This is a genomic window from Micromonospora sp. NPDC049240 (genome assembly GCF_040647835.1).
Classification (GTDB): Bacteria; Actinomycetota; Actinomycetes; order Mycobacteriales; family Micromonosporaceae; genus Micromonospora.
In genome coordinates, this window is sequence record NZ_JBEZCX010000003.1 from 56,222 (window position 1) to 78,611 (window position 22,390).

The window sequence follows — 22,390 nt, forward strand, 5'->3', positions numbered from 1 at the left end:
CGACGGCGGGTGCGGCGGCACCCGCCGCGGCTGCGCTCGCCGCCGGTCCGGCGGACCGGTAGGGTTGGCGGCGGTGTGCCGGGAAGCCTGGTCGGCGATGGATCCACCGACCCCTGCTCCCGGACGGACGCCGTATGCCCCATCACACCCCGCCCTCCCGCCTGCTGGCTCGGCGCTCCTGGCCGGAGGCCCGCTTCCTGGCGGACGTGCTGCGCACCGAGACGGTCGGCGGCGGCCTGCTGCTGCTCGGCGCGGTCCTCGCCCTGGTCTGGGCGAACTCGCCGTGGCGCGCCGCCTACGCCGCGCTGGGCGACTGGGTGCCCTGGCCCGGCGGCGCGGCGCTGCACCTCGACCTCGGGCTCGCCACCTGGGCCGCCGACGGGCTGCTGGCGATCTTCTTCTTCGTGGTCGGCCTGGAACTCAAGCGTGAGTTCGTCGCCGGGGACCTGCGGGACCCCCGGCGGGCCGCGTTGCCGGTGGTCGCCGCCGTCGGCGGCATGGCGGCGCCGGCGCTGATCTACCTGGCGGTGACCGCGAGCGCCGGCGGCGCGGGGCTGCGCGGCTGGGCGATCCCCACCGCCACCGACATCGCCTTCGCGCTCGCCGTGCTGGCCGTGATCGGCTCGCACCTGCCGCAGGGGCTGCGGGCCTTCCTGCTCACCCTCGCGGTGGTCGACGACCTGCTGGCCATCACCATCATCGCGGTGTTCTACACCGCCGACTTCCACCCGCTGCCGCTGCTCGGCGCGCTGCTGCCGATCGCCGTGTTCGGGCTGCTGGTGCAGCGGCGGCGCACCTGGTGGTGGGCGCTGATCCCGCTGGCGGTGACCGCCTGGGTGCTGGTGCACGCCTCCGGGGTGCACGCCACCGTGGCCGGCGTGCTGCTCGGCTTCACCGTGCCGGTGCTGACCGGGCGGGGCGGTGAGCCCGGGCTCGCCGAACGGCTGGAACACCGCTGGCGGCCGATCTCCGCCGGCCTCGCCGTGCCGGTCTTCGCGTTCTTCGCCGCCGGGGTCTCGCTCGTCGACGTGGACCTGGGCGCGGTCGTCCGGGACCCGGTCGTGCTCGGCGTGGCCGGCGGCCTGGTGCTGGGCAAGGTGATCGGCGTGTTCGGCTCCACGTTCCTGCTCGCCCGGTTCACCCGCGCCGAGCTGGACGAGGAGATCACCTGGGCGGACCTGGTCGGGCTGGCGTTGCTGGCCGGCATCGGCTTCACCGTCTCCCTGCTCATCGGGGAACTGGCGTTCGGCCCGGGCAGCCCCGAGGACGAGCGGGTGAAGGCCGCGGTGCTGGCCGGTTCGCTGATCTCCGCCGGCCTGGCCGCCGGGGTGCTGCTGCGGCGCAACCGGGTCCACCGCCGGATCAGCGAACGGGAGAGCCGGGACGACGACGGCGACGGCATCCCGGACGTCTACCAGGAACGGCCGGCCTGAGCCGGAACGCGCCGGCCGCCGCCCCCGGTCGGGGCGACGGCCGGCGCGGGACGGGGCTCAGCGGTGGCGCTCGGCGCGACGGTCGGCGCCCTCCTCGGTCTCCTCCAGCGCGTCGGCGAACGGTTCGGTGAGGTCGTCACCCGGCACCGCGACCCGCTCGGCGCGGTCCTGCTCGTCCGCGCGACCACCGGAAGGTGGTTCCGGCGCCGTGGCGCCCCCGGCGAAGCCGTACTCGTTGGGCTCATCGTGCCTGCTCATGCGCGGAACCTCCCGGTCGTCCGAATCCTGGCGGCGGTGCTGTGACACCACCGCCAGGACACTTACCCACCGCGCCGGTTCCTGATCATCCGAGCGCCGCTCAGGTCAGCTCCCGGACCGCCTCGAAGACGAGCCAGAGACCGCAGATGGCGAACAGCACGGCCGCGCCGTACCGGATGGTCCGTTCCGGCAGGTGCCGGCCGAGCATCCGGCCCACCAGGATCGCCAGCGCGTCCGCCGCGACCATGCCGAGCGTGGAGCCGAGCCAGGTGCCGAACCAGCCGTACTTGGTGGCCAGCGTGATGGTCGCGAGCATCGTCTTGTCGCCCAGCTCGGCCAGGAAGAACGCCACGCCGACCGCGATGATCGCCGACTTGGTGCTGCGTTCGGCCTTCCGCTTCTCCTCCTCGGTGAGCTTGTCGCCGCGCAGCGTCCAGGCGCCGAAGCCGAGGAACGCCAGACCGGCGATGAGTGAGATCCAGCCCGTGGGCAGCACGCTGTTGAGGCCGACGCCGATGGCCACCGAGGCCAGGTGGACGATCGCGGTGGCGATGGTGATGCCGATGAGCACCGGCAGCGGTCGGAAGCGCGTGGCGAACGTCAGCGCCATGAGCTGGGACTTGTCGCCCAGCTCGGCGACGAAGATGACGCCGAAGCTGACCACCAGCGCGACGAGGAAACCCTCCATGTGAACCTTCCCGATCAAGCCGGGAGGAGAGACAGGGACGCCCTCGACCCGGCTGCGACAGCCTGAGTCGAAGGTCTCGCCCGCCCCGGGGACCGGGGCCGCGTGGCCGGATGCGGAACGCACCAGTGTGTCGACCACGACATTGGGGGCTACTCCCCTTCGCGCCGACCAGCCTAGCCGATCACCGTCGACCCCGGTCGTCGGGTGTGACCGGGGTCGCGCCGGCCGTCACTCGGCCCGGGCCAGGCTCACCCCGAACAACCCGTCCGGGTCGGTCCAGAACGCCTGCCGCGCGAACCCGGCGCGGTCCAGCTCGGCGGCGACGCCCGCCGGCCGGAACTTGGCCGAGACCTCGGTGCGCAGCTCCTCCCCGGCGGCGAACGTGAGGTCGAGATCCAGCACCCGCACCCGGGTCGGACGCTCGGCGCGCAGCCGCATCTCGATCCACTCCCGGTCCGGGTCCCAGACCGCCACGTGGCGGAACGCGGCGACGTCGAAGTCCGCGCCCAACTCCCGGTTGATCACCCGCAGCACGTTGCGGTTGAACTCGGCGGTCACGCCGGCGGCGTCGTCGTAGGCCGGGACGATGACGCCCGGGTCCTTGACCAGGTCGGTGCCGATCAGCAGCCAGTCCCCGACCTCCAGCGCGGCGCGCATGGCGGTGAGGAACCCGGCCCGCTCCCCCGGCAGCAGGTTGCCGATCGTGCCGCCGAGGAACGCGACCAGGCGTCGGCCTCCGGTGGGCAGCCGGTCCAGGTGCCGGGTGAAGTCGCCGACGATGCCCCGCACCCGCAGCCCCGGGTACGCGGCGGCGATCTGCTCGGTGGACCCGCGCAACGCGCTGACCGAGACGTCCAGCGGCACGAACGTGCCCAGGTCGCCGTGCCGGGTGAACGCGTCCAGCAGCAGCCGGGTCTTCTCCGACGAGCCGGAACCCAGCTCGATCAGCGTCTTCGCGCCGGTCAGCGCCGCGACGTCGGCCGCGTGCGCGGCCAGCACCGCCCGCTCGGCCCGGGTCGGGTAGTACTCCGGCAGGCGGGTGATCTCCTCGAACAGCTCGCTGCCCCGGGCGTCGTAGAACCACTTCGGCGGCAGCCACTTCGGCGACGCGGTCAACCCGACCCGGACGTCCTCCCGCAGCGCCCGGTCGAGGTCCTGCTCCTCCAGGTGGATCTCCAGTGGCTCCGCGCCCATCAGGTGTCCTCTCTGCCATCGGTGGATGAGCCGGCCCCGGGCGGGGCCAGCTCGCGGATGTCCAGCCCGGCCGCGGTGGCCAGCACCAGCCGCCCGTCCGGCACCGCCTGCCAGCCGGGATCGTCGTCGAACGGTTCGGAGGCCAGCAGCACCGAACCCGGGCCGCGCCGCACCGACAGCGCGTGCCCGGCCACCGTCGCCGCGACCGTGACGCCGTCGGTGAGCAACAGGTTCAGCCGCGAGCCGGGCGCCGCGGCGGCCACCGCGGCGACGGTGTCGGCCACCGCGTCGCCGAGCGCCGCGCCGGCCCGCAGCCGATGCCGGACCAGCGCCCAGAGCACCGCCGAGTCAGTCGGCACGTCCAGCGTGAGCAGGTCCCGCACCGGCAGCCCGGCGGCGAGCGGGACGAGACTGTCCGGCCAGCCCCGGACCACGCCGTTGTGGCTGAACAGCCAGCGCCCCTCGACGAACGGCGCGGCGGCGGTCTCGTGCAGCGGCATGCCGACCGTGGCCGAGCGGACGGCGGCCAGCACCGCCCCGGCGGACGTCACGGCCGCCAGCTCCGGCAGCGTCGTGTCACTCCACATCGGCTGGGCCCGCCGGTAGCGGACCGGATCGGCGCCGTCCGGGTACCAGCCGACGCCGAAGCCGTCGGCGTTGATGGTGCCGCCGCCGCGCATGTCACGCGGCGCCCAGGACTGCCGCAGCAGCCCGTACGGCGGGTCGAACAGCAGGCTCCGCAGGGTGACCGGTGGGCCGAGGTACGCGAGGTGACGGCACATCCGGCCGGTTCACTCCCCGTCGCCGGCGTCGCGGGCGCAGCGGAACCCGCTGAAGATCTGCCGCCGGATCGGGTAGTCCCAGTTGCGGAACGTGCCCCGGCACGCCGACCGGTCGGTGCCGAACGAGCCGCCGCGCAGCACCCGGTGGTCGTCGCCGAAGAAGACCTCCGAGTACTCCCGGTACGGGAACGCGGTGAAGCCGGGGTGCCCCCGGAACGTGCTGGCGGTCCACTCCCAGACGTCGCCGACGAGCTGGTGCACGCCCAGCGGCGACGCGCCGTCCGGGTAGGCGCCCACCGGCGCCGGCCACAGGTGCCGCTGGCCCAGGTTGGCGTGCGCGGTGCCCGGGTCCTCGTCGCCCCACGGGTAGCGGCGGGAACGGCCGGTCGCCGGGTCCCACCGGGCCGCCTTCTCCCACTCCGCCTCGGTGGGCAGCCGCTTGCCGGCCCACGCCGCGTACGCCTGCGCCTCGTACCAGCAGACGTGCACCACCGGCTCGTCGTCGCGCACCGCGGACCAGCGGCCGAACCGGCGGTACGCCCAGCCGTCGCCGTCGCGCCGCCAGTGCAGCGGCGCGCTCAGCCCGGCCTCGACCCGGTGTTGCCAGCCGGCCCCGCTCCACCAGCGCGGCTGGTCGTACCCGCCGTCGGCGATGAACGCGCGGTACTGCCCGTTGGTCACCGGCGTCGCGTCGATGCGGTACGCGGGCAGGTCGACGGTGTGCGCCGGACGCTCGTTGTCGAGCGCCCACGGGTCGGTGGAGGTGCCCATGGTGAACGGCCCGGCCGGCACCAGCACCTCGCCGCCGACGTCGACCCGGGGTTCCGGCGGCGGTGGCGCGTCCAGCACCGGGGCGCCGGCGCGCAGTTGGTGGGTGGCGAGCATCGTCTCGTCGTGCTGCTGCTCGTGTTGCACGATCATGCCGAACGCGAAGCCGTCCTCGACCAGCCGGCGGTCGGTGAACCGGATGCCGTCCAGCAGGTCGTACACCTTGTCCCGGACCGTCCGCACGTACGCGCGGGCCTCGGCCGGGGGCAGCAGCGGCAGCGCCGGCCGGTCCTTGCGGGGCTGCTTGAACGCGTCGTAGAGGTCGTCGATGTCGCGGCGCACCGGCTCGCGCCCGCCGACGTCGCGGACCAGCCACAACTCCTCCTGGTTGCCGACGTGCGCCAGGTCCCAGACCAGCGGCGACATCAGGGTGGAGTGCTGCCGGACCAGGTCGTCGTCGTCCACCGCGTCGGTCAGCAGCGCGGTGCGGGCCCGGGTGCGCTCCAGCTCGGCCGCGATCCGGTCGCGCAGCCGCTCGGCGTCCGTGCCCGGTCGCTCGGTCGTGGTCACCGCTGTCCCCTCTCCGCGGCGGCGCGCCGCCGCCGGATCGCTCGGTGCGTCTCGTCGTACAGGCCGGCCGGCAGGTCCAGCGCCGGCAGGGCGGCCAGGGCCAGGTCGAACAGGGCCGCCGCGGCGGTGGCCAGCGCGGGGTCGGCCAGCCCGTGCCGGGCCGCGTCGTGCCACCGGTCGGCGACCGGACCGGCCGCGGCGAGCGCGTCGCCCGTGGTCGTCCGGTCGGCGAACAGCGCCGCCAGCACCGCCAGCGGCACCGTCCAGGCCCGGCCCGGCTGGGCGTCCAGGTAGCGCAGTTCCAGGTAGCCGCGTGGGCGTACCGGCGGGAAGAGCGTGCTGACGTGGTATTCCAGGTCGTCGGTGGTGGGTGGGCGGGGCAGCGCGCCGGCCAGCCAGTCGGTGAAGGTCACGTCCGCCGGCGGGGTCCAGTCCGGTCCGTCGCCGCGGACGCACAGCAGCGGCGCGGCGAGCGCGTAGTCGGTCCAGGCCGCCACCGGGTCGCGGTCGGCATCGGCCGGCGACCAGACCGGACGGGTGCGCGCCGGATCGATCGCCAGCCAGGCGGCCATCCGCGCGGACGCCCAACCGGTGGGCCGGCCGGCGTGCCGGTCGGCGGTGGCGAACGCGGCCAGCAGCGGCGGCCCGACGGCGTGCGCGGCGGCCCAGCGCTGGGCGACCTGGTCGGGCTCACCGGCGTCCAGGCAGACCTGGAGCCCGGCCGTGCTGTACATCATCGCCCGCCCGGCCGGGCCACGCCTGTCGAAGACGTCCCGCATGGCGCGGTAGCGGGCGGTCTCCACGGCCGGTCGGGGCGGACGCCACGGGTCCATGCCGGTACGGCCCAGCACGAGGCCGGCGGCGTCCAGCCGGGTGCGTAGCTGCGTGATGTCGGCCTCGGTGGCCGAGACGAGCGCGGCGACCGACGGTCGCGGCGGGGTGGAGATCTCCACCTGCCCGCCGGGCTCCACGGTCACGGTGCCGCCGCGCCGGAGCTCGTCGGTCGGGCTGGTGGGGTCGAGGGTGACGGGGCTGTGCCGTCCCAACGCTGCGCGCAGTCGCTCACGGTCGACCGGTCGGGTCGGGTCCGCGGCGTCGTGCACGGTCCATTCCAGTTCGACGCCGGTGAGTGTGGGTGGGCCGGTCTTGAAGCAGATCCGGGCCAGGTGCCCGCGCGCCGCGGCCTCGTCCCCCAGGACGGTGGCACGATCCAGCTCCGGCGACATCACCATTGAGGCGGCTCCTCTCCCCGGGGACGGGCGACACACCGTCGCCCTGGGCCCGGCCGGTCCGGCACGGGGCCCGCGCCTTCCCCATCCTCTGTCTAGCAGACGGAATTCGCGCGCCCGGAGAGATGAATTTTTGTCCGGAATCTGATTGCGCCGGCCGGCTCAGTCCTCGTCGTCGTCCTGGCCGCCCGGCCCGGGCTTCCGCGCGTCGTCCGCCAGCTTCTTCGACGACGGATCGGCCGGCGTCTTCGGGGCCTTCGGGGACGACTTCCCCGCCGGCGTCTTCGGGGACGCCGCCGGCACCAGGGTCCGGCAGTAGCTCTCCACCCGGTCGGGCCCGCCGGCGGCGGCCACCAGGTCGGCGAAGCCCGGCGTGGTGAGGGCCCGGGCGCGCTGCGGCTCCGACTTGGCGAGGTAGGCGCGGCAGTGACCGACGAGCGCGCCGCCGACCGACGGCGGCACGGCGGGCCGGCTCCCGGACGGCGTCCCGGGCGACGAGGCCGCACCGGAGGCCGCACCGGACGGACCGGCGGGGGTCGACCGCGACGGACCGGCGGCGGTCGGGGCGGGGCCCGCCGTGGTCGGGGCCGGCGGAACCACCGGTTGCGGGCTCCGGTCCAGCCGCACGGCGGCGAACGCCACCCCGGCGACCGCGGTGGCGGCGAGCCCGGACAGCGCGGCGGCGACGCGGAGCCGACGACGCGGACGGGACGCCGGAACCGGCGCGGCGACCGCCGGCGCGGCCCGGGCGGCCCGGAAGGCGGCGAGCGCCCGTTCCTCGCCGTCGAGTTCCCCCGCGGTGGCCGGGGCCGCCGCGGCGGCGAGCAGCCGGGTCAGCGGGTCGGCGTCGGCCGGCGGCACGGCGTGCGCGGCGTCGAGCAGCCGGTCGGACTCCGCCCGATCGGCGGGCCCGTCGGACCGGTGAGGTCCCATGCCGTCTCCCCTCACGTCAGCCCTCCGCCGGCTCGGCCTCGGACGCGTGCGGCGCCTGGCTGTCGGTACGGGGCCGGACCGCGCCCGGCACGTCCTCCGGCGCGGCGCGCTCCAGCAGCGCGGCCAGCCGGCGCAGCCCGCGGTGCGCCGCCGTGCGCACCGCGCCGGCCCGCCGGCCCAGCACCCGCCCGGCGGTCTCCGCGTCGAGCCCGATGACAGCCCGCAGCATCACCGCCTCGGCCTCGGCCGGTGGCAGCGTGCGGATCAGCGCCAGCGCGCTCTCGGTGCCGAGGGCCTCGCCGGCCCGGTCGGCGGTGTCGGCGTCCCCGGCCAGGTCGTTGAGGGCCTGCACGGGCACCGGGACCACCGGCCGACGCCGTTGCCGCCGCAGGTGGTCCATGGCCCGGTTCCGGGCGATGGTGACCGACCAGGCGCGGAACTCGCCGCCGGTGAACGAGGGCAGGTCCCGGGAGATCTGCAGCCAGGTCTCCGAGGCGACGTCCTCGGCGTCGCCCCCCACCAGCGTGGTCAGGTACCGCAGCAGGGCCGGTTGCAGGCTGCGGTAGAGGAAGCGGAACGCCTCCTCGTCACCGGCCTGGGCCGCGGTGACCGCCTCGTTCAGCTCTCTGGTCACGGTCGCCGCCCGGACCCCGCGATCGCGGGTCGGGCGTCCGTCGACGCGGGAGACCACACCGCCATCCGCACCCCCGGCCCCCCGCTGAACTGATCGACGCCGGGCCGAGCCCGGGACGCACGCTTGACAACGCCGCCCGGCACGCCCGGCGGCGGGACATACCGTACCGGCGTCGCGGGGCGACCGGGAGCCGGGCCGACGTCGGGAGCGCGACCGGGCGGGTGGCATGGCCCGGACGGCTGAAAAACCGAGAGAAATGTCTACCGGCGAGTACGGCGTGTCGGTGTAACGAAGGCCACCGTCGAGTCGCTGCTCCCGCGCGGGAAGCGGACAGCCGCCGGGAGACCGGCATTTTCTGGCCGATCGTACCCGGCCGGTCACGGTCAGCCCACCGCCGTCGTGCCCTCGACCGTTCGGCCGACCGGGGCGCAGCCGCTCGCCGTCGGCAGCAGGAGAGATCGCCGGAAATACTCCGCGGCCGCTGTGGGTACGGTATGGGGATGCTCTCCTCCGACGTCGTACTCAGCGGTCGGTACCGCCTGGAAGACCGTGTCGCCACCGGCGGCATGGGCGACGTCTGGCGGGCCAAGGACCTGGTGCTCGGCCGCCAGGTGGCGGTCAAGGTGCTGCTTCCCGCCCTGGTCCGCGACCCGGACTTCATCGCCCGGTTCCGCTCCGAGGCGCGGATCATGGCGTCGCTGCGCCACCCCGGCGTGGTGCAGGTCTTCGACTGCGGCGAGGACGAGCTGCCCGACGGCAGCCGGGCCGACTACCTGGTCATGGAGTTCGTCGCCGGCGAGCCGCTGTCCCGGCGGATCGAGGATGCCGGCCACCTCGAGGTCGCCGAGACGATGTCGATCGTGGCCCAGACGGCGCAGGCGCTGCACGGGGCGCACGGGCGGGGCATCGTCCACCGCGACGTCAAGCCGAGCAACCTGCTCGTGCAGGACGACGGCACCGTGGTCCTGGTCGACTTCGGCGTGGCCCGGTCCACCAACGTCACCAGCATCACCAGCACCAACGCGGTGCCCGGCACCGCCCTCTACATGGCGCCCGAGCAGGCCGCCGGCCGGCCGGTCACCGGCGCCACGGACGTCTACGCGCTCGGCGCGGTGGCGTACTGCTGCCTGACCGGCAGCCCGCCGTTCACCGGCGACAACCCGCTCCAGGTCGCCGTGCGCCACCTCGACGACGAGCCGCCGGAGCTGCCGGCGGAGATCCCGGCACCGGTCCGCGAGCTGGTGGCCCGGGCCCTGGCGAAGGACCCCGCCGACCGCTACCCGAGCGCCGCGGCGATGGCCGACGCGGCCCGGGCGGCGCGTACCGACTCGCCCACCGCGACCGTGACGGCGCTGCGCGGCGCGGCCGGGCCCGGGCACACCCGCGACGAGCAGCCGGTGGCCCGGCCGGCGGCCGTGGTCGCGCCGCCGCGCCGCCCCGGCCGGCGCGGTGCGCTGGTCGGTGCGGCGGGCGCGGTGCTGGTGGCGGTGACCGCCCTCGGCGCGCTGCTGGCCGCCGCCCGGGAAGCGGACGCGCCGGCCACCCGGATCGACTCCACCCGCCCGGCGGTCGCGCCGAGCAACTCGGTCGCGGACACCGCGGTCACCGGGGGGCCCTCGGCGGACGACGAGGACTACACCTACCGCCCGGTCGGTCCGAACGAGCGGCCCTCGGCCTCGGCCTCGGCGACGCCGAGCGCCTCGCCCAGCGCGTCGGTCGAGCCGAGCCCGTCGCGCGTGCCGTCGACGGCGCCGACCGCGCCGAGCACCGCGCCGACCACCAGCGCACCCCCGGTCGAGACCACCCCGCCGACCGAGACCACCACCACCACGACCGCCCCGGCCGGCGGCGACGGCGGCGGTGACGCGGGCGGTCAGCCGGTCGCCGGCCGCTGAGCCACCACCGTTCCGGCGAGCCGGTCCCGCCGCTGACGGCCGACCGGCTCGCCGGGCGCCGGGTCAGTCCGCGCCGAGCGCCGCCACCACCGGCCGGGCCAGCGCGCGCCGGGCCGGCAGGACGGAGGCGAGCAGCGCGGCCAGCACCGCCACCGCCACGATCATTCCGAGCCGCCCCCACGGCAGCACCACGGTGAAGTCGCCACCGACGCGGGCCACCACCGCCATCGCGCCCGCCGCGACGGCGATGCCCAGCGCGACGCCGAGCACGGTGCCGACCAGCGCGGTGAGCACCGCCTCGACCGCGAGCGCCGCCCGCATCCCGGCGCGGCTCAGGCCGACCGCGCGCAGCACGGCGGTCTCCCGGGTCCGCTCCACCACCGACAGGCTCAGCGTGTTGGCGACCCCCACCAGCGAGATGACCACCGCCAGGCCGAGCAGCACCGTGACGAAGCCCAGCACCAGGTCGACGGTGCCGCTGAGCATCCGCTTGTAGGCGGCCTGGTCCAGCACGTTGACCGTCGGGTAGCGGGTGACCACCGACTCGACGGCGGACCGGGCGACGTCCGGGCTCACCCCGTCCGCCGGGTCGATCTCGGCGAGGTAGCCGCGTTCGGCGGGGAAGAGGCGGCCGAAGTCGGCGTCCACCAGCTCCACCGCGTACCCCGTCGGCACCCGGCCGCCGGCCGTCGCCGGCCGGTCGTCCGCCACCACGGCGGCGACCCGGAACGGCCGGCCGGCGACGGTGACCGTCGCGCCGACCGTCCAGCCCCGGGCGGCGGCCAGCTCGCGGTGCACCAGCACCGAACCCGGCCCGAACGCGCCCGGGTCGCCGGCGTCCACGGCGGACAGCGTCCGGCGGACCAGCGCCGGGTGCGCGGCCCGCACCTCGACGCCGTCGGTCACCCGGCTGCGCTGCTCGTGCACCACGCCCAGCTCCGGCCGGGCGGCCAGCTCGTCGACGAGCCGGGCCGGCAGCTCCCCACCGATGCCGGTGACCAGGAAGTCCACCCCGACCCGGGCGTCCACCGCGCGTTCGATGCCGGCCTTGACGCTGCCGGCGCCGACCACGAACGACGAGACCAGCCCGATCCCGATCACCATGGCCGTGGCGGTGGCCGCCACCCGGCGCGGGTTGCGCACCGCGTTCGCCACGGCCAGCGTCGCCGGGACGCCGAACAGCGCGCCCAGCGGCACGCCCAGCACCCGGACCAGCGCCGGCACCAGGACCGGACCGAACGCCACGATGCCGCCGAAGGCCAGCAGTCCACCGGCCGCCACCAGCGGCACCTGCCCGGTGGTCCCGGCGCCGAGCAGCGCCGCGACACCGGCGGCGAGAACCAGCGCCCCGACCGCGAGGCGGACCCGGCCGGCCGGGCGGGCCGGCCGGGTCGCCGCGTCGGTCAACGCGGCCACCGGCGCGACCCGGGTGCCCTGCCAGGCCGGCAGCGCCGCGGCCAGCACGGTGAGCAGCACGCCCGACCCGAGCGAGAGCAGCACCGTACGGGCCGTCACGGTGATCCCGTCGGCCACCGGCGCCCCGGTGCCGCCCAGCAACGCGCCCAACCCGGCGGACAGCGCCGTGCCGGCCAGCACGCCGAGCACGGAGGCGAACAGCCCGGTCAGCGCCGCCTCGGCCAGCGTGGCCCGATAGACCTGCCCCCGGGTCGCGCCGACCAGCCGGAGCAGCGCGGTCCGCCGGGAGCGTTGGGCGAGCACGATGGCGAAGGTGTTGGCGATCACGAAGCCGGCCACCACCACCGCCACCGCCGCGAACGTGCCCAGCAGCAGCTCGAACTGCCGCAGGTCGCGCACCGCGTCGGCGACCGCCGCGTCGAGCACGGCCGCGTGGTCCCGGACCGGCACGCCCGGCCCCACCACCGCCCGGACCCGGTCGGCGAGCGCCGCCGGGTCCACCCCGGGCCGGGCGGCCACCATGATCCGCCCGTATCCGCGCCCGCCGTCGACCGCGAGGGCGTCCGCGCCGGTCAGGCCGATGAACGGGCCGCCGACGTCGCGGTTGGTGCCGGCCACGTCGACGGCGCCGACGAGCGTGTACGGGCGGGCCGCGCCGCCCGCGCCGCCGACCGAGACCGGTGCGCCGAGCACGAACCGCTGCCGGGCGACGGTCCGCTCGTCGAGCACCAGCTCGCCCGCGCGCTGCGGCAACCGCCCGGCGACCACGTCGTACGACTGGAGGGCCGGTTCGGTGGGGATCGCGGCGAGGACCGCGTACCCGAGCACGGGCCGGCCGTCCGCGCCGACCACGCCGGCGGTGCCGGTCAGCTCCCCCGCGGCGGCGGCCACCCCGTCGACCGCGCGGACCCGGTCGACCAGGGCCGGTGACAGCGGCCGGGAGCCGGCGTACGCGGCCAGGTCGGTGTGCCTGTCGAACGCGCCGGCCCGCTCGTACGCGCCGGTCCGCATGCCGTCGGTGAGCATGAGCGTGCCGGCGACGAACGCGACGCCGAGCACGATGGCCAGCGAGGAGAGCAGCAGGCGCAGGCCCTCGGCGCGTACCTGGCGCAGGGTCAGGCGCAGCATCCCGCTCACCGCCCCACCGGGGTCACGGCCCGGTCTAGCCGGTTGAGCACGTCGCGGACCTGGCCGGTGGTCGGCCGGTGCAGTTCGTCGACGAGCCGGCCGTCGGCCAGGAAGACCACCCGGTCGGCGTACGCCGCGGCGGCCGGGTCGTGGGTGACCATGACGACGGTCCGGCCGAGCGTGTCCACCGCCTCGCGCAGCAGCCGCAGCACCTCGGCGCCGGCGCGCGAGTCGAGGTTCCCGGTCGGCTCGTCGGCGAAGATCACCCAGGGGCGGGTGATCAGCGCCCGGGCCACCGCGACCCGCTGCTGCTGGCCGCCGCTCAGCTCGGCCGGCCGGTGACCGAGGCGGTCGGCCAGTCCGACCGCGGCCACCACCTGCCGCAGCCAGGCCGGGTCGGGCCGCCGGCCGGCGATGGCCAGCGGCAGCACGACGTTCTCCCCGGCGGTCAGCGTGGGCAGCAGGTTGAACCGCTGGAAGACGAAGCCGATCCGGTCCCGGCGCAGCCGGGTGAGCCGACGGTCGTCGAGCCGGGACAGCTCCGCCTCGCCGATGCGGACCGTGCCGCTCGACGGCCGGTCCAGGCCGGCGAGGCAGTGCAGCAGCGTGGACTTGCCGGAGCCGGAGGGACCCATCACGGCGGTGAACCGGGCGGCGGCCAGGTCGAGGTCGACGCCGTCCAGCGCGACGACGCGAGACTGCCCGACGCCGTACTCCTTGCGCAGGTCACGGGCGGCGAGCGCGACGCCTGTGGTCGGGGTTGCGGGCAACGCGGTGCTCCTGTCGGACGCGGTCTGGTGACCCTTCCGACGCTATGGCCGGCACCCCGGCGGTGATCTCCACCGGCGCGCTCGACCCGCGTACGCCTCCGGTCGCGCCGCCCGGTCGCGCCGGTACGCCCCGAGGCGTACGCCGGGTCAACCGCCGGGCGTGACCAGCCCGCTCTCGTACGCCAGCACGACGGCCTGCACCCGGTCGCGGAGCTGGAGCTTGGCCAGGATGCGGCCCACATGGGTCTTCACGGTCGCCTCCGCGACGTGCACCCGGGCGGCGATCTCGGCGTTGGACAGCCCCTGCGCCACGAGCAGCAGCACCTCCCGTTCCCGCTCGGTGAGCTGGGCCAGCCGCGGGTCCTCGGCCGGGGCCGCGCCGAGCTGCCCGGCGAACCGGTCGAGCAGCCGCCGGGTGATCGACGGCGCCACCACCGAGTCGCCCTCGGCGACCACCCGGATCGCGGCCAGCAGCTCCTCCGGGGGCACGTTCTTGAGCAGGAAGCCGCTCGCCCCGGCGCGCAGCGCGGCGAACGCGTCCGCCTCGGTGTCGAACGTGGTGAGCGCCAGCACGCGCGGCCGGCGTGCGGCCGACCGGGCGCAGATCCGTCGGGTCGCCTCCACCCCGTCCATGGTGGGCATGCGCAGGTCCATCACCACCACGTCGACCTCGACCCGGTCCAGCACCCGCAGCGCGTCCGCGCCGTCGATGGCCTCGCCGACCACCGCCAGGTCCGGTTGCGAGTCGAGCACCATCCGGAAGCCGGCGCGCACCAGCGCCTGGTCGTCGACGATCATCACCCGCACGGTCATGCCGCCGCGCTCCCTTCCTCGGCGCCGGTCGCCGCGGGCAGCGGCAGCCGGACCTCCACCCGCCATCCGCCGGCCAGCGTGGGGCCGGCGGCGAGGCTGCCGTCGTACACCCCGACCCGTTCCCGCATGCCGACCAGGCCGTGCCCGCCGGACGGCGCCGGCCGGACCACCGGGCGACCGCGCCCGTCGTCGACGGCCCGGACCGCGACGGCGTCGGCGGCCCAGTCGAGCGTCAGCTCGACCGACGCGCCCACGCCGGCGTGCTTGAGCGCGTTGGTCAGGCTCTCCTGCACCACCCGGTAGACGGTCAGCTCCAGGCCGGGCGGCAACGCCACCGGCGTGCCGGCGCCGCCGCGGTCGATCCGCAGCCCGGCGGCGCGGAACCGGTCGAGCAACGCGGGCAGCTCGACGAGCGCGGGACGCCGGTGCGCCGGCTCGTCGGCCATCGCGGCCGGCTCCGGCCGGCTGGGTTCCCGGAGTACGCCGACCAGCCGCCGCATCTCCTCCAGCGCCTGCCGGCCGGTGTCCGCCACCACCTTGGCCGCCTCGCGCGCGGTCGCCGGGTCCCGGTCCAGCGTGAACCGCACGCCGTCCGCCTGCACGATCATGACGGCCATGCTGTGCGCGACCACGTCGTGCAGCTCGCGGGCGATCCGGGTGCGTTCCTCGGCCACCGCGGCCCGTGACTCGGCCTCCCGCTCGCGTTCGGCCGTCGCGGCGCGCTCCTCCAGGCTGAGCACGTAGAGCCGCCGGGTGCGGACGTTCAGCCCGACCAGCCAGACCGCGCCGGTGACCAGGCCGTAGTAGAGCGCGCCCGCCCACCAGGGCGACGGTCCGGGCCAGGAGAGCGCGGAGAGCAGCACGCCGATCGCGGCGCCGATCCCGGCCAGGATGCCGTCGGCGGACCGGTCGGCGTACTTGACCACGCTGTAGAGCGCGATCAGCACGCCGATGTCGTAGCCCAGCGGCCCCCAGCCGACGATCACCTGGGCCAGCGCGAGCGCGGCCACCACGACGGCGACCGCGGACGGGTGGGTGCGTCGGAAGAACAACGCCGCCGCCATCGCCACGCCGACCGCGAACGCCGGCAGGCCGCCCTGCTCGGCCAGGAGGCCGAGCACGGCGAACACGACGACCAGCCCGGAGACGGCGGCGTCGAACGCGACGCCGCGCACCGGGCGGCCGAGGATCAGGCGGTCCACGGTCACCCAGCGTACGGGGCGGGCCGGGCGTGCTGCCCGGGCCCGGTCAGCGGGTGAGGAGGGCCCGCATGCGGGTGATCTCGGCGGACTGCTCGACGGCCACCGCGTTGGCGAACTCCTGCATGGCCTGGTCCGCGCCGACCTTGAGCAGGTCGGTGGACATCACCACCGCGCCCTGGTGGTGGGCGGTCATCATCTGCACGAAGAGGCGGTCGAACGCCGCGCCCCGGGCGGCGGCGAGCTGCCGCACCGCCTCGGTGGACTGCATCCCGCGCATGGTGGCGTGATCGTGTCCGGCGACCTCGGCGGGCAGGTCGCGGGTGCTGAGCCAGGCCCGCAGCACACCGACCTCCGGCCCCTGGGCGGCCCGGATCCGGTCGGCGACGGCGCGGATCCGGGGGTCGGCGGCCCGGTCGGGGGCGAGCGTCGCCATCTCCAGCGCCTGCTCGTGGTGCGGGATCATCATCCGGACGTACCAGACGTCGAGGCTGTTGAAGCGCGGCGCCGCGTTGCGGACCTGCCCGCCGTCGCGGGTGGCGGCCGGCTCCCCCGGGCGTCCCGGCACCAGCACCGGCGGCGCCGAGCCGGTCGCGGCCGGCGTGGTCGGGGCGGTGGCGGCCGGGCTGAGCCGCGCCGCCGCCGGACGGCTGTCGCCGCGCCCGGCCAGCGCCAGGCCGCCGAGCACCAGGAGCGCCACCAGCGCTGTGACGGGAAGCCACACGCGTGCCTGCCGGCCGGTCATACGACTCTCCCTCCGGTCGAGGTGACAGCGATCCTATCCAGAGCGTAAAGTTCCTCGATGTGACCGGCGTCACATTGATGACGGTCGCCGATCGGTAAGGTGTGGCGAATCATCATCCCCCTTTCGAAGGGTGTTGCCGATGATCAACATCCGCATGTCCCGTACCCGGACCGTCAGCCTCGCCGCCGCCGGCCTGCTGCTCGCCGGCGTGGTCGCCGCGCCGCCGAGCAGCGCCCAGGAACTCCCCCGCGCCCAGGCGGCGCCGGCCACCGCGGACAACGCCGTCCCCGGGGTCGACGAGATCTCCAGCAGCCCCAACCTGCGCCAGGTGGCCAACCTGCCGAAGCAGGCCCCGTTCGACACCACGGCCGCCCTGGGCACCGACATCGCCTTCCAGGGCCGGTACGCGTTCGTCGGCAACTACGACGGCTTCGTCATCTACGACGTGTCGCGGCCGAGCCGGCCGTCGATCGTGGCGCAGGTGCTCTGCCCCGGCTCGCAGAACGACATCTCGGTCAGCGGCGACCTGCTGTTCCTGTCCACCGACTCGTCCCGCACCGACGACTCGTGCGCCAGCACCGCCCAGCCGGCCTCCGTCAAGGAGTCCTGGGAGGGCATCAAGATCTTCGACATCCGCGACAAGCGCAACCCGCGCTACATCAAGTCGGTGGAGACCGCGTGCGGCTCGCACACCCACACGCTGGTGCCGGGCAAGGACCGGCGCGACGTCTACCTGTACGTCTCGTCGTACAGCCCGCGCGCCGAGTTCCCCGACTGCCAGCCGCCGCACGACTCCATCTCCATCGTCAAGGTGCCGGTGAAGAACCCCACCTCGGCCTCGGTGGTGGCCACCCCGAACCTCTTCCCGGACGGCGGCTACCCGGGCATCCCGGGTGAGAAGTCCGCCACCACCGGATGCCACGACATCACCGCGTACCCGTCGAAGGACCTGGCCGCCGGCGCCTGCATGGGCGACGGCATCCTGCTGGACATCAAGGACCGGGAGGCGCCGCGGGTCATCGAGCGGGTCACCGACACCGAGAACTTCGCGTTCTGGCACTCGGCCACGTTCAACAACGCCGGCACCAAGGTCGTCTTCACCGACGAGCTGGGCGGCGGCGGCGCGGCCACCTGCAACGAGGTGGTCGGGCCGGACCGGGGCGCGGACGCCATCTACGACATCACCGGGCGCGGCGACGCCCGCAAGCTGGCGTTCCGCAGCTACTACAAGATCCCCCGGGTGAACGCGGACACCGAGAACTGCGTGGCGCACAACGGCTCGCTGATCCCGGTGCCCGGCCGCGACATCATGGTCCAGGCGTGGTACCAGGGCGGCATCTCGGTGTGGGACTTCACCGACTCCCGCACGCCCAAGGAGATCGCCTACTGGGAGCGCGGCCCGCTGGACGCCACCCAGCTGCGCACCGGCGGCTCCTGGTCGGCCTACTGGTACAACGGCCACATCTACTCCAGCGACATCCAGAAGGGACTGGACGTGCTGGAGCTGCGCGACCCGCGCACCTGGCTGGCGCAGTTCCTGCTGGTGCCCGAGTTGAACGCGCAGACCCAGGCGGGTTACCTGAGCTGGTGACCTGACGACGGCTGCACCGGGCCCGGCACCCCGAGGGGGGCCGGGCCCGGCCCATGCGAGGGGACCCCGGGAACATGACGATCGAGCAGCGGACCGCGATGCCGACGGACGCGCAGATCCGGGCGCTGCACGAGCGGCACGCGCCGACGGAGGCGGCGTTCCACCTCGTCTGGACGCACTGCCGGATCGTGTGCGAGGTGGCGGAGCAACTGCTGGAGCGACACGGCGCGGGCCTGGACGTCGCCCTGGTGCGGGCCGGCAGTCTGCTGCACGACATCGGCGTCTACCGCCTGCACGACGCCGCCGGCCGGTTCGACCGGGCGAACTACGTCCGGCACGGCGTGCTGGGCCACGCGCTGCTACTCCAGGCGGGCCTGCCCGAGACGCTCGGCCGGTTCTGCTCCCGGCACACCGGGGTGGGCCTCACCCGCGAGGACGTGCTCCGGCAGCGGCTCCCGCTCCCGGTCGCGGACTGGACCCCGGGCACCGACGAGGAGGTGCTGGTGATGTACGCGGACAAGTTCCACAGCAAGACGACGCCGCCGACGTTCGTCTCCGCCGCCTCGTACTCGGCGGCCGTGCGGCGCTTCGGCGCGGACAAGGTCGCCCGGTTCGCGGCGCTCGTCGAGCGGTTCGGCGAGCCGGACCTGGCGGTGCTCGCCCGCCGGCACGGGCACCCGGTCGGCTAACGCATCGGCAGCCGGTAGTCGCGGGCGCCGCCACCGGCGGTCACCAGCCGCACCTCGCCGCTGCGCAGCCCGTACGTCACCGACCAGCGGGTGTGCGACTGGCGGACCGCGTCGAGCAGGCGCAGCGCGCCGGCGGCGTCGACCGTCCCGCCGGACCGGTCCAGCTCCCGGGCCAGCACGCCGTACCGGTGGTCCTGGCGCAGCTCCCGGTCCGGCACGCCGACGGCGGGCACGTTGGTCAGCGCCTGCCAGGGGCCCCGACGCTTGTCGACGCGCAGTTTTCCGTCGACGAACTCGACCACGGCGGACGCCCCGGTGGCGTCCGCGAGCAGGTAGTGCAGCGGCGGGCCGCCGTCGAAGTCCAGGTTGTACCGCTCGAACACGGCGACCGCCTCGTCCACCGTGGCCGCCGCGTCGAGCACCAGGCGCAGGATGCGCACCGAGCCGACGGTGGGCCGCCCGGCCACCGGTTCGGCCCGCGCGCCGTCGTCGGCCGCGAGCCCCACGGCGAGCCCGCGCTCGTTCATTCCGTCGAAGGGCAGCAGCGGCGCGTCGAGCAGCCGTCGGTCACCGGCCGGGTCGGCGGGAACCCCCAGGTACGAGATGTCCACGAGCGAGATCGAGGCGTACCCGTCCGGCGGGTCGGTGCGCAACACCAGCGCCGGGTTCGGCTGCCAGTCGAAGTTGCGGGCGAACAGCGGCCGGTCCCGGTCGGCGAGCGCGGCGAACAGCGAGCAGCCGAACGGGCTCGGCGGCGTGCTGTCGGCCACCCCGGCCGTCGGGTCGTAGTCGCCGACGTAGGTCATCTCGTACAGCGGCAGGTCGTCGACCTTGCGCAGGCTGGCCAGCGTGCGCTCGGCCTGACCCGGGTCCTGCCGGGACGCGGTCGGCGTGCCGACGCCGGCCGGGCCGGCCGACGGGCGGCTCTCCCCGCAGCCGGTGCCGAGCAGCAGCAGTGCGAGACCGGTGGCGATGAGCGTCCTCCGCATGCCCGCGACGCTAGAAGAGACACGCCCGGATGTCCATCGCGGACGGCTCACCCCGGCAGGGACGCCTCGTCGCCGCCGCGGGTACGCCGCGGGTTGACCAGCCGGCGCACCATCGGCGCGGCGTTCCACCGGGCCGCCCCGACCAGGTCCCGGGCGTGTTCCAGCACGGTGTAGTCGGGCCGGGCCACGCCGTCGGCGATGGCCCGGTCGAGGTCGTTGCCGCACCGGGTGAGCACGCTGTCGAAGTCGCGCCGGACCGGCTCCAGCAGGTCGTAGCCGAAGGAGCGGTGCAGCCGGGCGAAGAGCGGCTTGTAGAGCCTGGCCCGCTCGTGCAGGCCGGACGAGTAGGACATCGGGTTCTTCGGCCGGCGCCGGACGTAGTCGGGCAGCACGTCGGCGAAGGCCCGGCGGACGATCCACTTCTCCTGCCCGTCGCGCAGCTTGAGGCCCAGCGGCAGCCGCATGGCCAGCTCGACGACGCTGAGGTCGAGGAACGGCACCCGCGCCTCCACGCCGTGCCCCATGCTGGCCCGGTCCACCCGCTGCAACTCGGTCCGGCACAGGTTGCGGATCTTGTGCAGAAACAGCCGGCGGGACCGCTCCGGCCCGACCTGGTGGTACATGGGATAGCCGCCGAACAGCTCGTCCGAACCGTCGCCGGTGAGCACCACCTTCACGCCCATCTCGCGCAGGCGCCGGAAGATCGGCACCGAGACCACCGCGTTGATGATGTCGCCGTACTCGGTCAGCTCCGAGATCCGGATGGCCTCGCGCACGTCGGCGCGGCGGATGTCGCGCGGACGCAGCTCGATCACCTCGTGCGGCACGCCGAGGTCGGCGGCGAGCCGCCGCGCGTACGCCACGTCGGGGCTGTCCGGGGCGCCGACGGTCACCGCCACGCAGTCCGGATGCAGCTCCCGGGCGTGCAGCAACGCCAGCGAGCTGTCCAGGCCGCCGGAGAGCACCACACCCACGGTGAGGTCGGTGTCCAACCGGATCCGCATGGCGTCGGTGAGCGCGGCGCGGACGAGCAGGGCGGCCTCGTCCGGGTCGTCGATCACCGGCAGTCCGGCGCCGAGCGTGAGCAGGTCCACGTGCGGGCGCAACCGGACCGGATCGTCGGGCCCGGCCCAGCCGTGGTGACCCGGCGGCACCTCGTTGATCGGCGCGCCGTGCCCGACCAGCGCCTTGACCTCGGAGGCGAGGTGCAGGCAACCCGGGCCGCGGGACCAGTAGAGCGGCTTCACCCCGAGCGGGTCCCGGGCCAGGTACGCCCGACCGCCGGCACGTTCGGCCACCACGAAGGCGTACTCGCCGCGCAGCCGGCGCACCGCGCCCTCGCCCCACTGGCGGAACGCGGCGAGCACCACCTCGGTGTCGCCGGTGGTGCGGAAGACGTGGCCGAGCCGGGTCAGCTCGGCGCGCAGCTCGTGGTGGTTGAAGACCTCGCCGTTGAAGCAGAGCAGGTGCCGCTCGTCGGGTGAGACCCAGGGCTGCACGGACCGGTCCCGGTCCACGATCCGCAACCGGCGTACGCCGGCCAGCAGGCCGTTCTCCTGCCGGGTCTCGGTCACCTCGCCGCGTGGGGCCAGCGCGGCCAGCATCCGCCGGAAGGTGGCCGGGTCGGCCTCCGGGCCGGTGCTCAGCGCGATCCCGCACATCGGTTCAGCACCCCATCTCGGCCTCGTACGCCCGCCGGTACCGGCGACGGGCCGAGGGCGCGAGGCAGAGGTGCCAGGCCTGTCCCTCGTCGACCACGTTGATCTCGCCGGCCTCCTGCCGGCAAAGCAGCAACCCGGCCAGGGCGGTGCGCGCGCCGAACCGCTCGTACCAGTCCAGCTCGACGTCGGCCGCCCAGCCCAGGCAGTGCCCGCTGGGCACCATGGCGGCGTACCCCAGCCGGCGCAGCCGGTACTGGTGCTCGGCGCTGCGGGCCAGGCTGGTCACCCAGAGCGGCGGCGTGCCGGCGCGGGTGACCGTGGCGAACTCCCGGGCCAGGTCGTTGAGGAGAGCGATCATCTCGCGACGGGCCCGGCGGAACAGCAGACCCGCCGTACGCGGGCTGGCACCCGGGCGGACCCGGCGCCGGACCGCGTGCAGCCCGCGTCCCAGCACCGTGGCGGGCTGCTCGCGGTAGCGGAACTCCAGCAGCCCGCGGCGGCGCAGCCACTCCAGGTCGACGAGTTCGGTGCTGGTGCGCACCTGGCCGTCGGTGCGGAAGGTCGGGCTGTCCCGCCACCACAGCACGTCGACGCGGGAGAGCAGGAAGATCCGGACCAGCGCGGTCAGGTCGTGCGCCGAGCTGCGCGCGTTGGGCTGGTAGCGCGCCATTTCCAGCAGCAGCGTCTCCCGCGCGCCGACCAGTCCCTGCGGGGTGGCGTCCAGGACCGCGGCGATGGCCGGCTCGCGCAGCCGCTGGTCGAGCAGCACCTGTCGGGCGGTGGTCGAGGGCGCGTCCGCCAACGCGCCCACCTCGACCAGCAGGTCCGCCACCGCCGCCCGGTAGGCGGCCAGGTCGGGCCCGGCGGCGGGCCGGTCGACGGCCGGCAGCCGGCGGGCGGGAGCGGTGGACGTGGCGGTGGGGCCGGGCTGGCGACCGGGGCTACGGCTGGGCACTCGCATGGTCTCCGTCCCCTCTCGTCGGGACACGGTGCAACTGGGTCTGC

Annotated in this window: 20 protein-coding genes; 4 read left to right on the forward strand and 16 right to left on the reverse strand. The window is 75.4% G+C overall.

From position 1 onward, the window contains the following. The first annotated feature begins 134 nt into the window (after nucleotides 1-134). Nucleotides 135-1,433, forward strand: a complete 1,299-nt coding sequence (gene nhaA / locus AB0B02_RS05550; RefSeq protein ID WP_281941634.1) for a Na+/H+ antiporter NhaA — start codon at nucleotides 135-137, stop codon at nucleotides 1,431-1,433. A gap of 57 nt (nucleotides 1,434-1,490) precedes the next feature. On the opposite strand, the gene AB0B02_RS05555 is transcribed toward nhaA, so the two are convergent. The 8 genes from AB0B02_RS05555 to AB0B02_RS05590 form a co-directional block, all read right to left on the reverse strand. Further along, the gene (locus AB0B02_RS05555; RefSeq protein ID WP_357297078.1) at nucleotides 1,491-1,691 is read right to left on the reverse strand and encodes a hypothetical protein; all 201 of its coding nucleotides are present in this window, start codon (nucleotides 1,689-1,691) and stop codon (nucleotides 1,491-1,493) included. A gap of 100 nt (nucleotides 1,692-1,791) precedes the next feature. Next, a complete protein-coding gene (locus AB0B02_RS05560; protein ID WP_107162705.1) occupies nucleotides 1,792-2,379 on the reverse strand; it encodes a TMEM165/GDT1 family protein in 588 nt (195 codons plus the stop codon). A 228-nt stretch (nucleotides 2,380-2,607) separates the two neighbouring features. Beyond that, a complete protein-coding gene (gene egtD, locus AB0B02_RS05565; RefSeq protein ID WP_357297081.1) occupies nucleotides 2,608-3,573 on the reverse strand; it encodes an L-histidine N(alpha)-methyltransferase in 966 nt (321 codons plus the stop codon). Continuing rightward, on the reverse strand, nucleotides 3,573-4,355 hold the full coding sequence (egtC, locus tag AB0B02_RS05570) for an ergothioneine biosynthesis protein EgtC (RefSeq protein WP_357297083.1): 783 nt from the start codon (nucleotides 4,353-4,355) through the stop codon (nucleotides 3,573-3,575). The genes egtD and egtC overlap by 1 nt, the downstream gene beginning before the upstream one ends. Before the next feature lie 9 nt (nucleotides 4,356-4,364). After that, nucleotides 4,365-5,693: an ergothioneine biosynthesis protein EgtB gene (gene egtB / locus AB0B02_RS05575; RefSeq protein WP_281941644.1), complete on the reverse strand. Its 1,329-nt coding sequence runs from the start codon at nucleotides 5,691-5,693 to the stop codon at nucleotides 4,365-4,367. Continuing rightward, nucleotides 5,690-6,925 carry an ergothioneine biosynthesis glutamate--cysteine ligase EgtA gene (egtA, locus tag AB0B02_RS05580; RefSeq protein ID WP_281941646.1) on the reverse strand — a complete coding sequence of 412 codons (1,236 nt, stop codon included), beginning with the start codon at nucleotides 6,923-6,925 and terminating at the stop codon, nucleotides 5,690-5,692. The genes egtB and egtA overlap by 4 nt, the downstream gene beginning before the upstream one ends. Before the next feature lie 159 nt (nucleotides 6,926-7,084). Then, nucleotides 7,085-7,855: a hypothetical protein gene (locus AB0B02_RS05585; protein ID WP_357297086.1), complete on the reverse strand. Its 771-nt coding sequence runs from the start codon at nucleotides 7,853-7,855 to the stop codon at nucleotides 7,085-7,087. A 16-nt stretch (nucleotides 7,856-7,871) separates the two neighbouring features. Next, on the reverse strand, nucleotides 7,872-8,489 hold the full coding sequence (locus AB0B02_RS05590) for an RNA polymerase sigma factor (protein WP_281941650.1): 618 nt from the start codon (nucleotides 8,487-8,489) through the stop codon (nucleotides 7,872-7,874). Nucleotides 8,490-8,989: 500 nt separating this feature from the next. Here AB0B02_RS05590 and AB0B02_RS05595 point away from each other — a divergent pair, with 500 nt between their 5' ends. Then, a complete protein-coding gene (locus tag AB0B02_RS05595) occupies nucleotides 8,990-10,384 on the forward strand; it encodes a serine/threonine-protein kinase (protein WP_357297089.1) in 1,395 nt (464 codons plus the stop codon). A gap of 63 nt (nucleotides 10,385-10,447) precedes the next feature. On the opposite strand, the gene AB0B02_RS05600 is transcribed toward AB0B02_RS05595, so the two are convergent. The 5 genes from AB0B02_RS05600 to AB0B02_RS05620 all read right to left on the reverse strand — a co-directional run bounded on the left by AB0B02_RS05600 (nucleotide 10,448) and on the right by AB0B02_RS05620 (nucleotide 16,455). After that, complete coding sequence (locus AB0B02_RS05600) at nucleotides 10,448-12,928, reverse strand: FtsX-like permease family protein (RefSeq protein WP_357297092.1); 2,481 nt, start codon at nucleotides 12,926-12,928, stop codon at nucleotides 10,448-10,450. Between the two features lie 5 nt (nucleotides 12,929-12,933). After that, entirely contained in the window at nucleotides 12,934-13,698 is a 765-nt protein-coding gene (locus AB0B02_RS05605; RefSeq protein ID WP_357297094.1) for an ABC transporter ATP-binding protein, read from the reverse strand. A gap of 147 nt (nucleotides 13,699-13,845) precedes the next feature. After that, nucleotides 13,846-14,511 carry a response regulator transcription factor gene (locus AB0B02_RS05610; RefSeq protein WP_281941658.1) on the reverse strand — a complete coding sequence of 222 codons (666 nt, stop codon included), beginning with the start codon at nucleotides 14,509-14,511 and terminating at the stop codon, nucleotides 13,846-13,848. Next, on the reverse strand, nucleotides 14,508-15,719 hold the full coding sequence (locus tag AB0B02_RS05615; protein WP_281941660.1) for a histidine kinase: 1,212 nt from the start codon (nucleotides 15,717-15,719) through the stop codon (nucleotides 14,508-14,510). The genes AB0B02_RS05610 and AB0B02_RS05615 overlap by 4 nt, the downstream gene beginning before the upstream one ends. Nucleotides 15,720-15,759: 40 nt before the next feature. Next, nucleotides 15,760-16,455: a DUF305 domain-containing protein gene (locus tag AB0B02_RS05620; protein WP_281941662.1), complete on the reverse strand. Its 696-nt coding sequence runs from the start codon at nucleotides 16,453-16,455 to the stop codon at nucleotides 15,760-15,762. A 139-nt stretch (nucleotides 16,456-16,594) separates the two neighbouring features. On the opposite strand from AB0B02_RS05620, the gene AB0B02_RS05625 reads away from it, so the two are divergent. Both AB0B02_RS05625 and AB0B02_RS05630 read left to right on the forward strand, forming a co-directional pair. Further along, entirely contained in the window at nucleotides 16,595-18,046 is a 1,452-nt protein-coding gene (locus AB0B02_RS05625) for a hypothetical protein (protein WP_357297098.1), read from the forward strand. Between the two features lie 74 nt (nucleotides 18,047-18,120). Then, nucleotides 18,121-18,735 (forward strand): HDIG domain-containing metalloprotein, encoded by a 615-nt coding sequence (locus tag AB0B02_RS05630; RefSeq protein ID WP_281941666.1) that lies wholly within the window; start codon nucleotides 18,121-18,123, stop codon nucleotides 18,733-18,735. On the opposite strand, the gene AB0B02_RS05635 is transcribed toward AB0B02_RS05630, so the two are convergent. From AB0B02_RS05635 to AB0B02_RS05645, 3 genes are read right to left on the reverse strand one after another with little or no spacing between them, the layout of a single operon-like run. Further along, entirely contained in the window at nucleotides 18,732-19,724 is a 993-nt protein-coding gene (locus AB0B02_RS05635; RefSeq protein ID WP_281941668.1) for a linear amide C-N hydrolase, read from the reverse strand. The two genes, AB0B02_RS05630 and AB0B02_RS05635, sit on opposite strands and share 4 nt — an antisense overlap. Before the next feature lie 47 nt (nucleotides 19,725-19,771). Then, nucleotides 19,772-21,385: an asparagine synthase-related protein gene (locus AB0B02_RS05640; RefSeq protein ID WP_357297101.1), complete on the reverse strand. Its 1,614-nt coding sequence runs from the start codon at nucleotides 21,383-21,385 to the stop codon at nucleotides 19,772-19,774. Nucleotides 21,386-21,389: 4 nt separating this feature from the next. Continuing rightward, nucleotides 21,390-22,346 carry a hypothetical protein gene (locus AB0B02_RS05645; protein ID WP_357297103.1) on the reverse strand — a complete coding sequence of 319 codons (957 nt, stop codon included), beginning with the start codon at nucleotides 22,344-22,346 and terminating at the stop codon, nucleotides 21,390-21,392. Between the last annotated feature and the right edge of the window lie 44 nt (nucleotides 22,347-22,390).

Coding starts and splice junctions, on each gene's coding strand:
- nhaA (WP_281941634.1), top strand. CDS start 135: ATGCCCCATCACACCCCGCCCTCCCGCCTGCTGGCTCGGCGCTCCTGG.
- AB0B02_RS05555 (WP_357297078.1), bottom strand. CDS start 1,691: ATGAGCAGGCACGATGAGCCCAACGAGTACGGCTTCGCCGGGGGCGCC.
- AB0B02_RS05560 (WP_107162705.1), bottom strand. CDS start 2,379: ATGGAGGGTTTCCTCGTCGCGCTGGTGGTCAGCTTCGGCGTCATCTTC.
- egtD (WP_357297081.1), bottom strand. CDS start 3,573: ATGGGCGCGGAGCCACTGGAGATCCACCTGGAGGAGCAGGACCTCGAC.
- egtC (WP_357297083.1), bottom strand. CDS start 4,355: ATGTGCCGTCACCTCGCGTACCTCGGCCCACCGGTCACCCTGCGGAGC.
- egtA (WP_281941646.1), bottom strand. CDS start 6,925: ATGGTGATGTCGCCGGAGCTGGATCGTGCCACCGTCCTGGGGGACGAG.
- AB0B02_RS05585 (WP_357297086.1), bottom strand. CDS start 7,855: ATGGGACCTCACCGGTCCGACGGGCCCGCCGATCGGGCGGAGTCCGAC.
- AB0B02_RS05595 (WP_357297089.1), top strand. CDS start 8,990: ATGCTCTCCTCCGACGTCGTACTCAGCGGTCGGTACCGCCTGGAAGAC.
- AB0B02_RS05600 (WP_357297092.1), bottom strand. CDS start 12,928: ATGCTGCGCCTGACCCTGCGCCAGGTACGCGCCGAGGGCCTGCGCCTG.
- AB0B02_RS05610 (WP_281941658.1), bottom strand. CDS start 14,511: ATGACCGTGCGGGTGATGATCGTCGACGACCAGGCGCTGGTGCGCGCC.
- AB0B02_RS05620 (WP_281941662.1), bottom strand. CDS start 16,455: ATGACCGGCCGGCAGGCACGCGTGTGGCTTCCCGTCACAGCGCTGGTG.
- AB0B02_RS05625 (WP_357297098.1), top strand. CDS start 16,595: ATGATCAACATCCGCATGTCCCGTACCCGGACCGTCAGCCTCGCCGCC.
- AB0B02_RS05630 (WP_281941666.1), top strand. CDS start 18,121: ATGACGATCGAGCAGCGGACCGCGATGCCGACGGACGCGCAGATCCGG.
- AB0B02_RS05635 (WP_281941668.1), bottom strand. CDS start 19,724: ATGCGGAGGACGCTCATCGCCACCGGTCTCGCACTGCTGCTGCTCGGC.
- AB0B02_RS05640 (WP_357297101.1), bottom strand. CDS start 21,385: ATGTGCGGGATCGCGCTGAGCACCGGCCCGGAGGCCGACCCGGCCACC.
- AB0B02_RS05645 (WP_357297103.1), bottom strand. CDS start 22,346: ATGCGAGTGCCCAGCCGTAGCCCCGGTCGCCAGCCCGGCCCCACCGCC.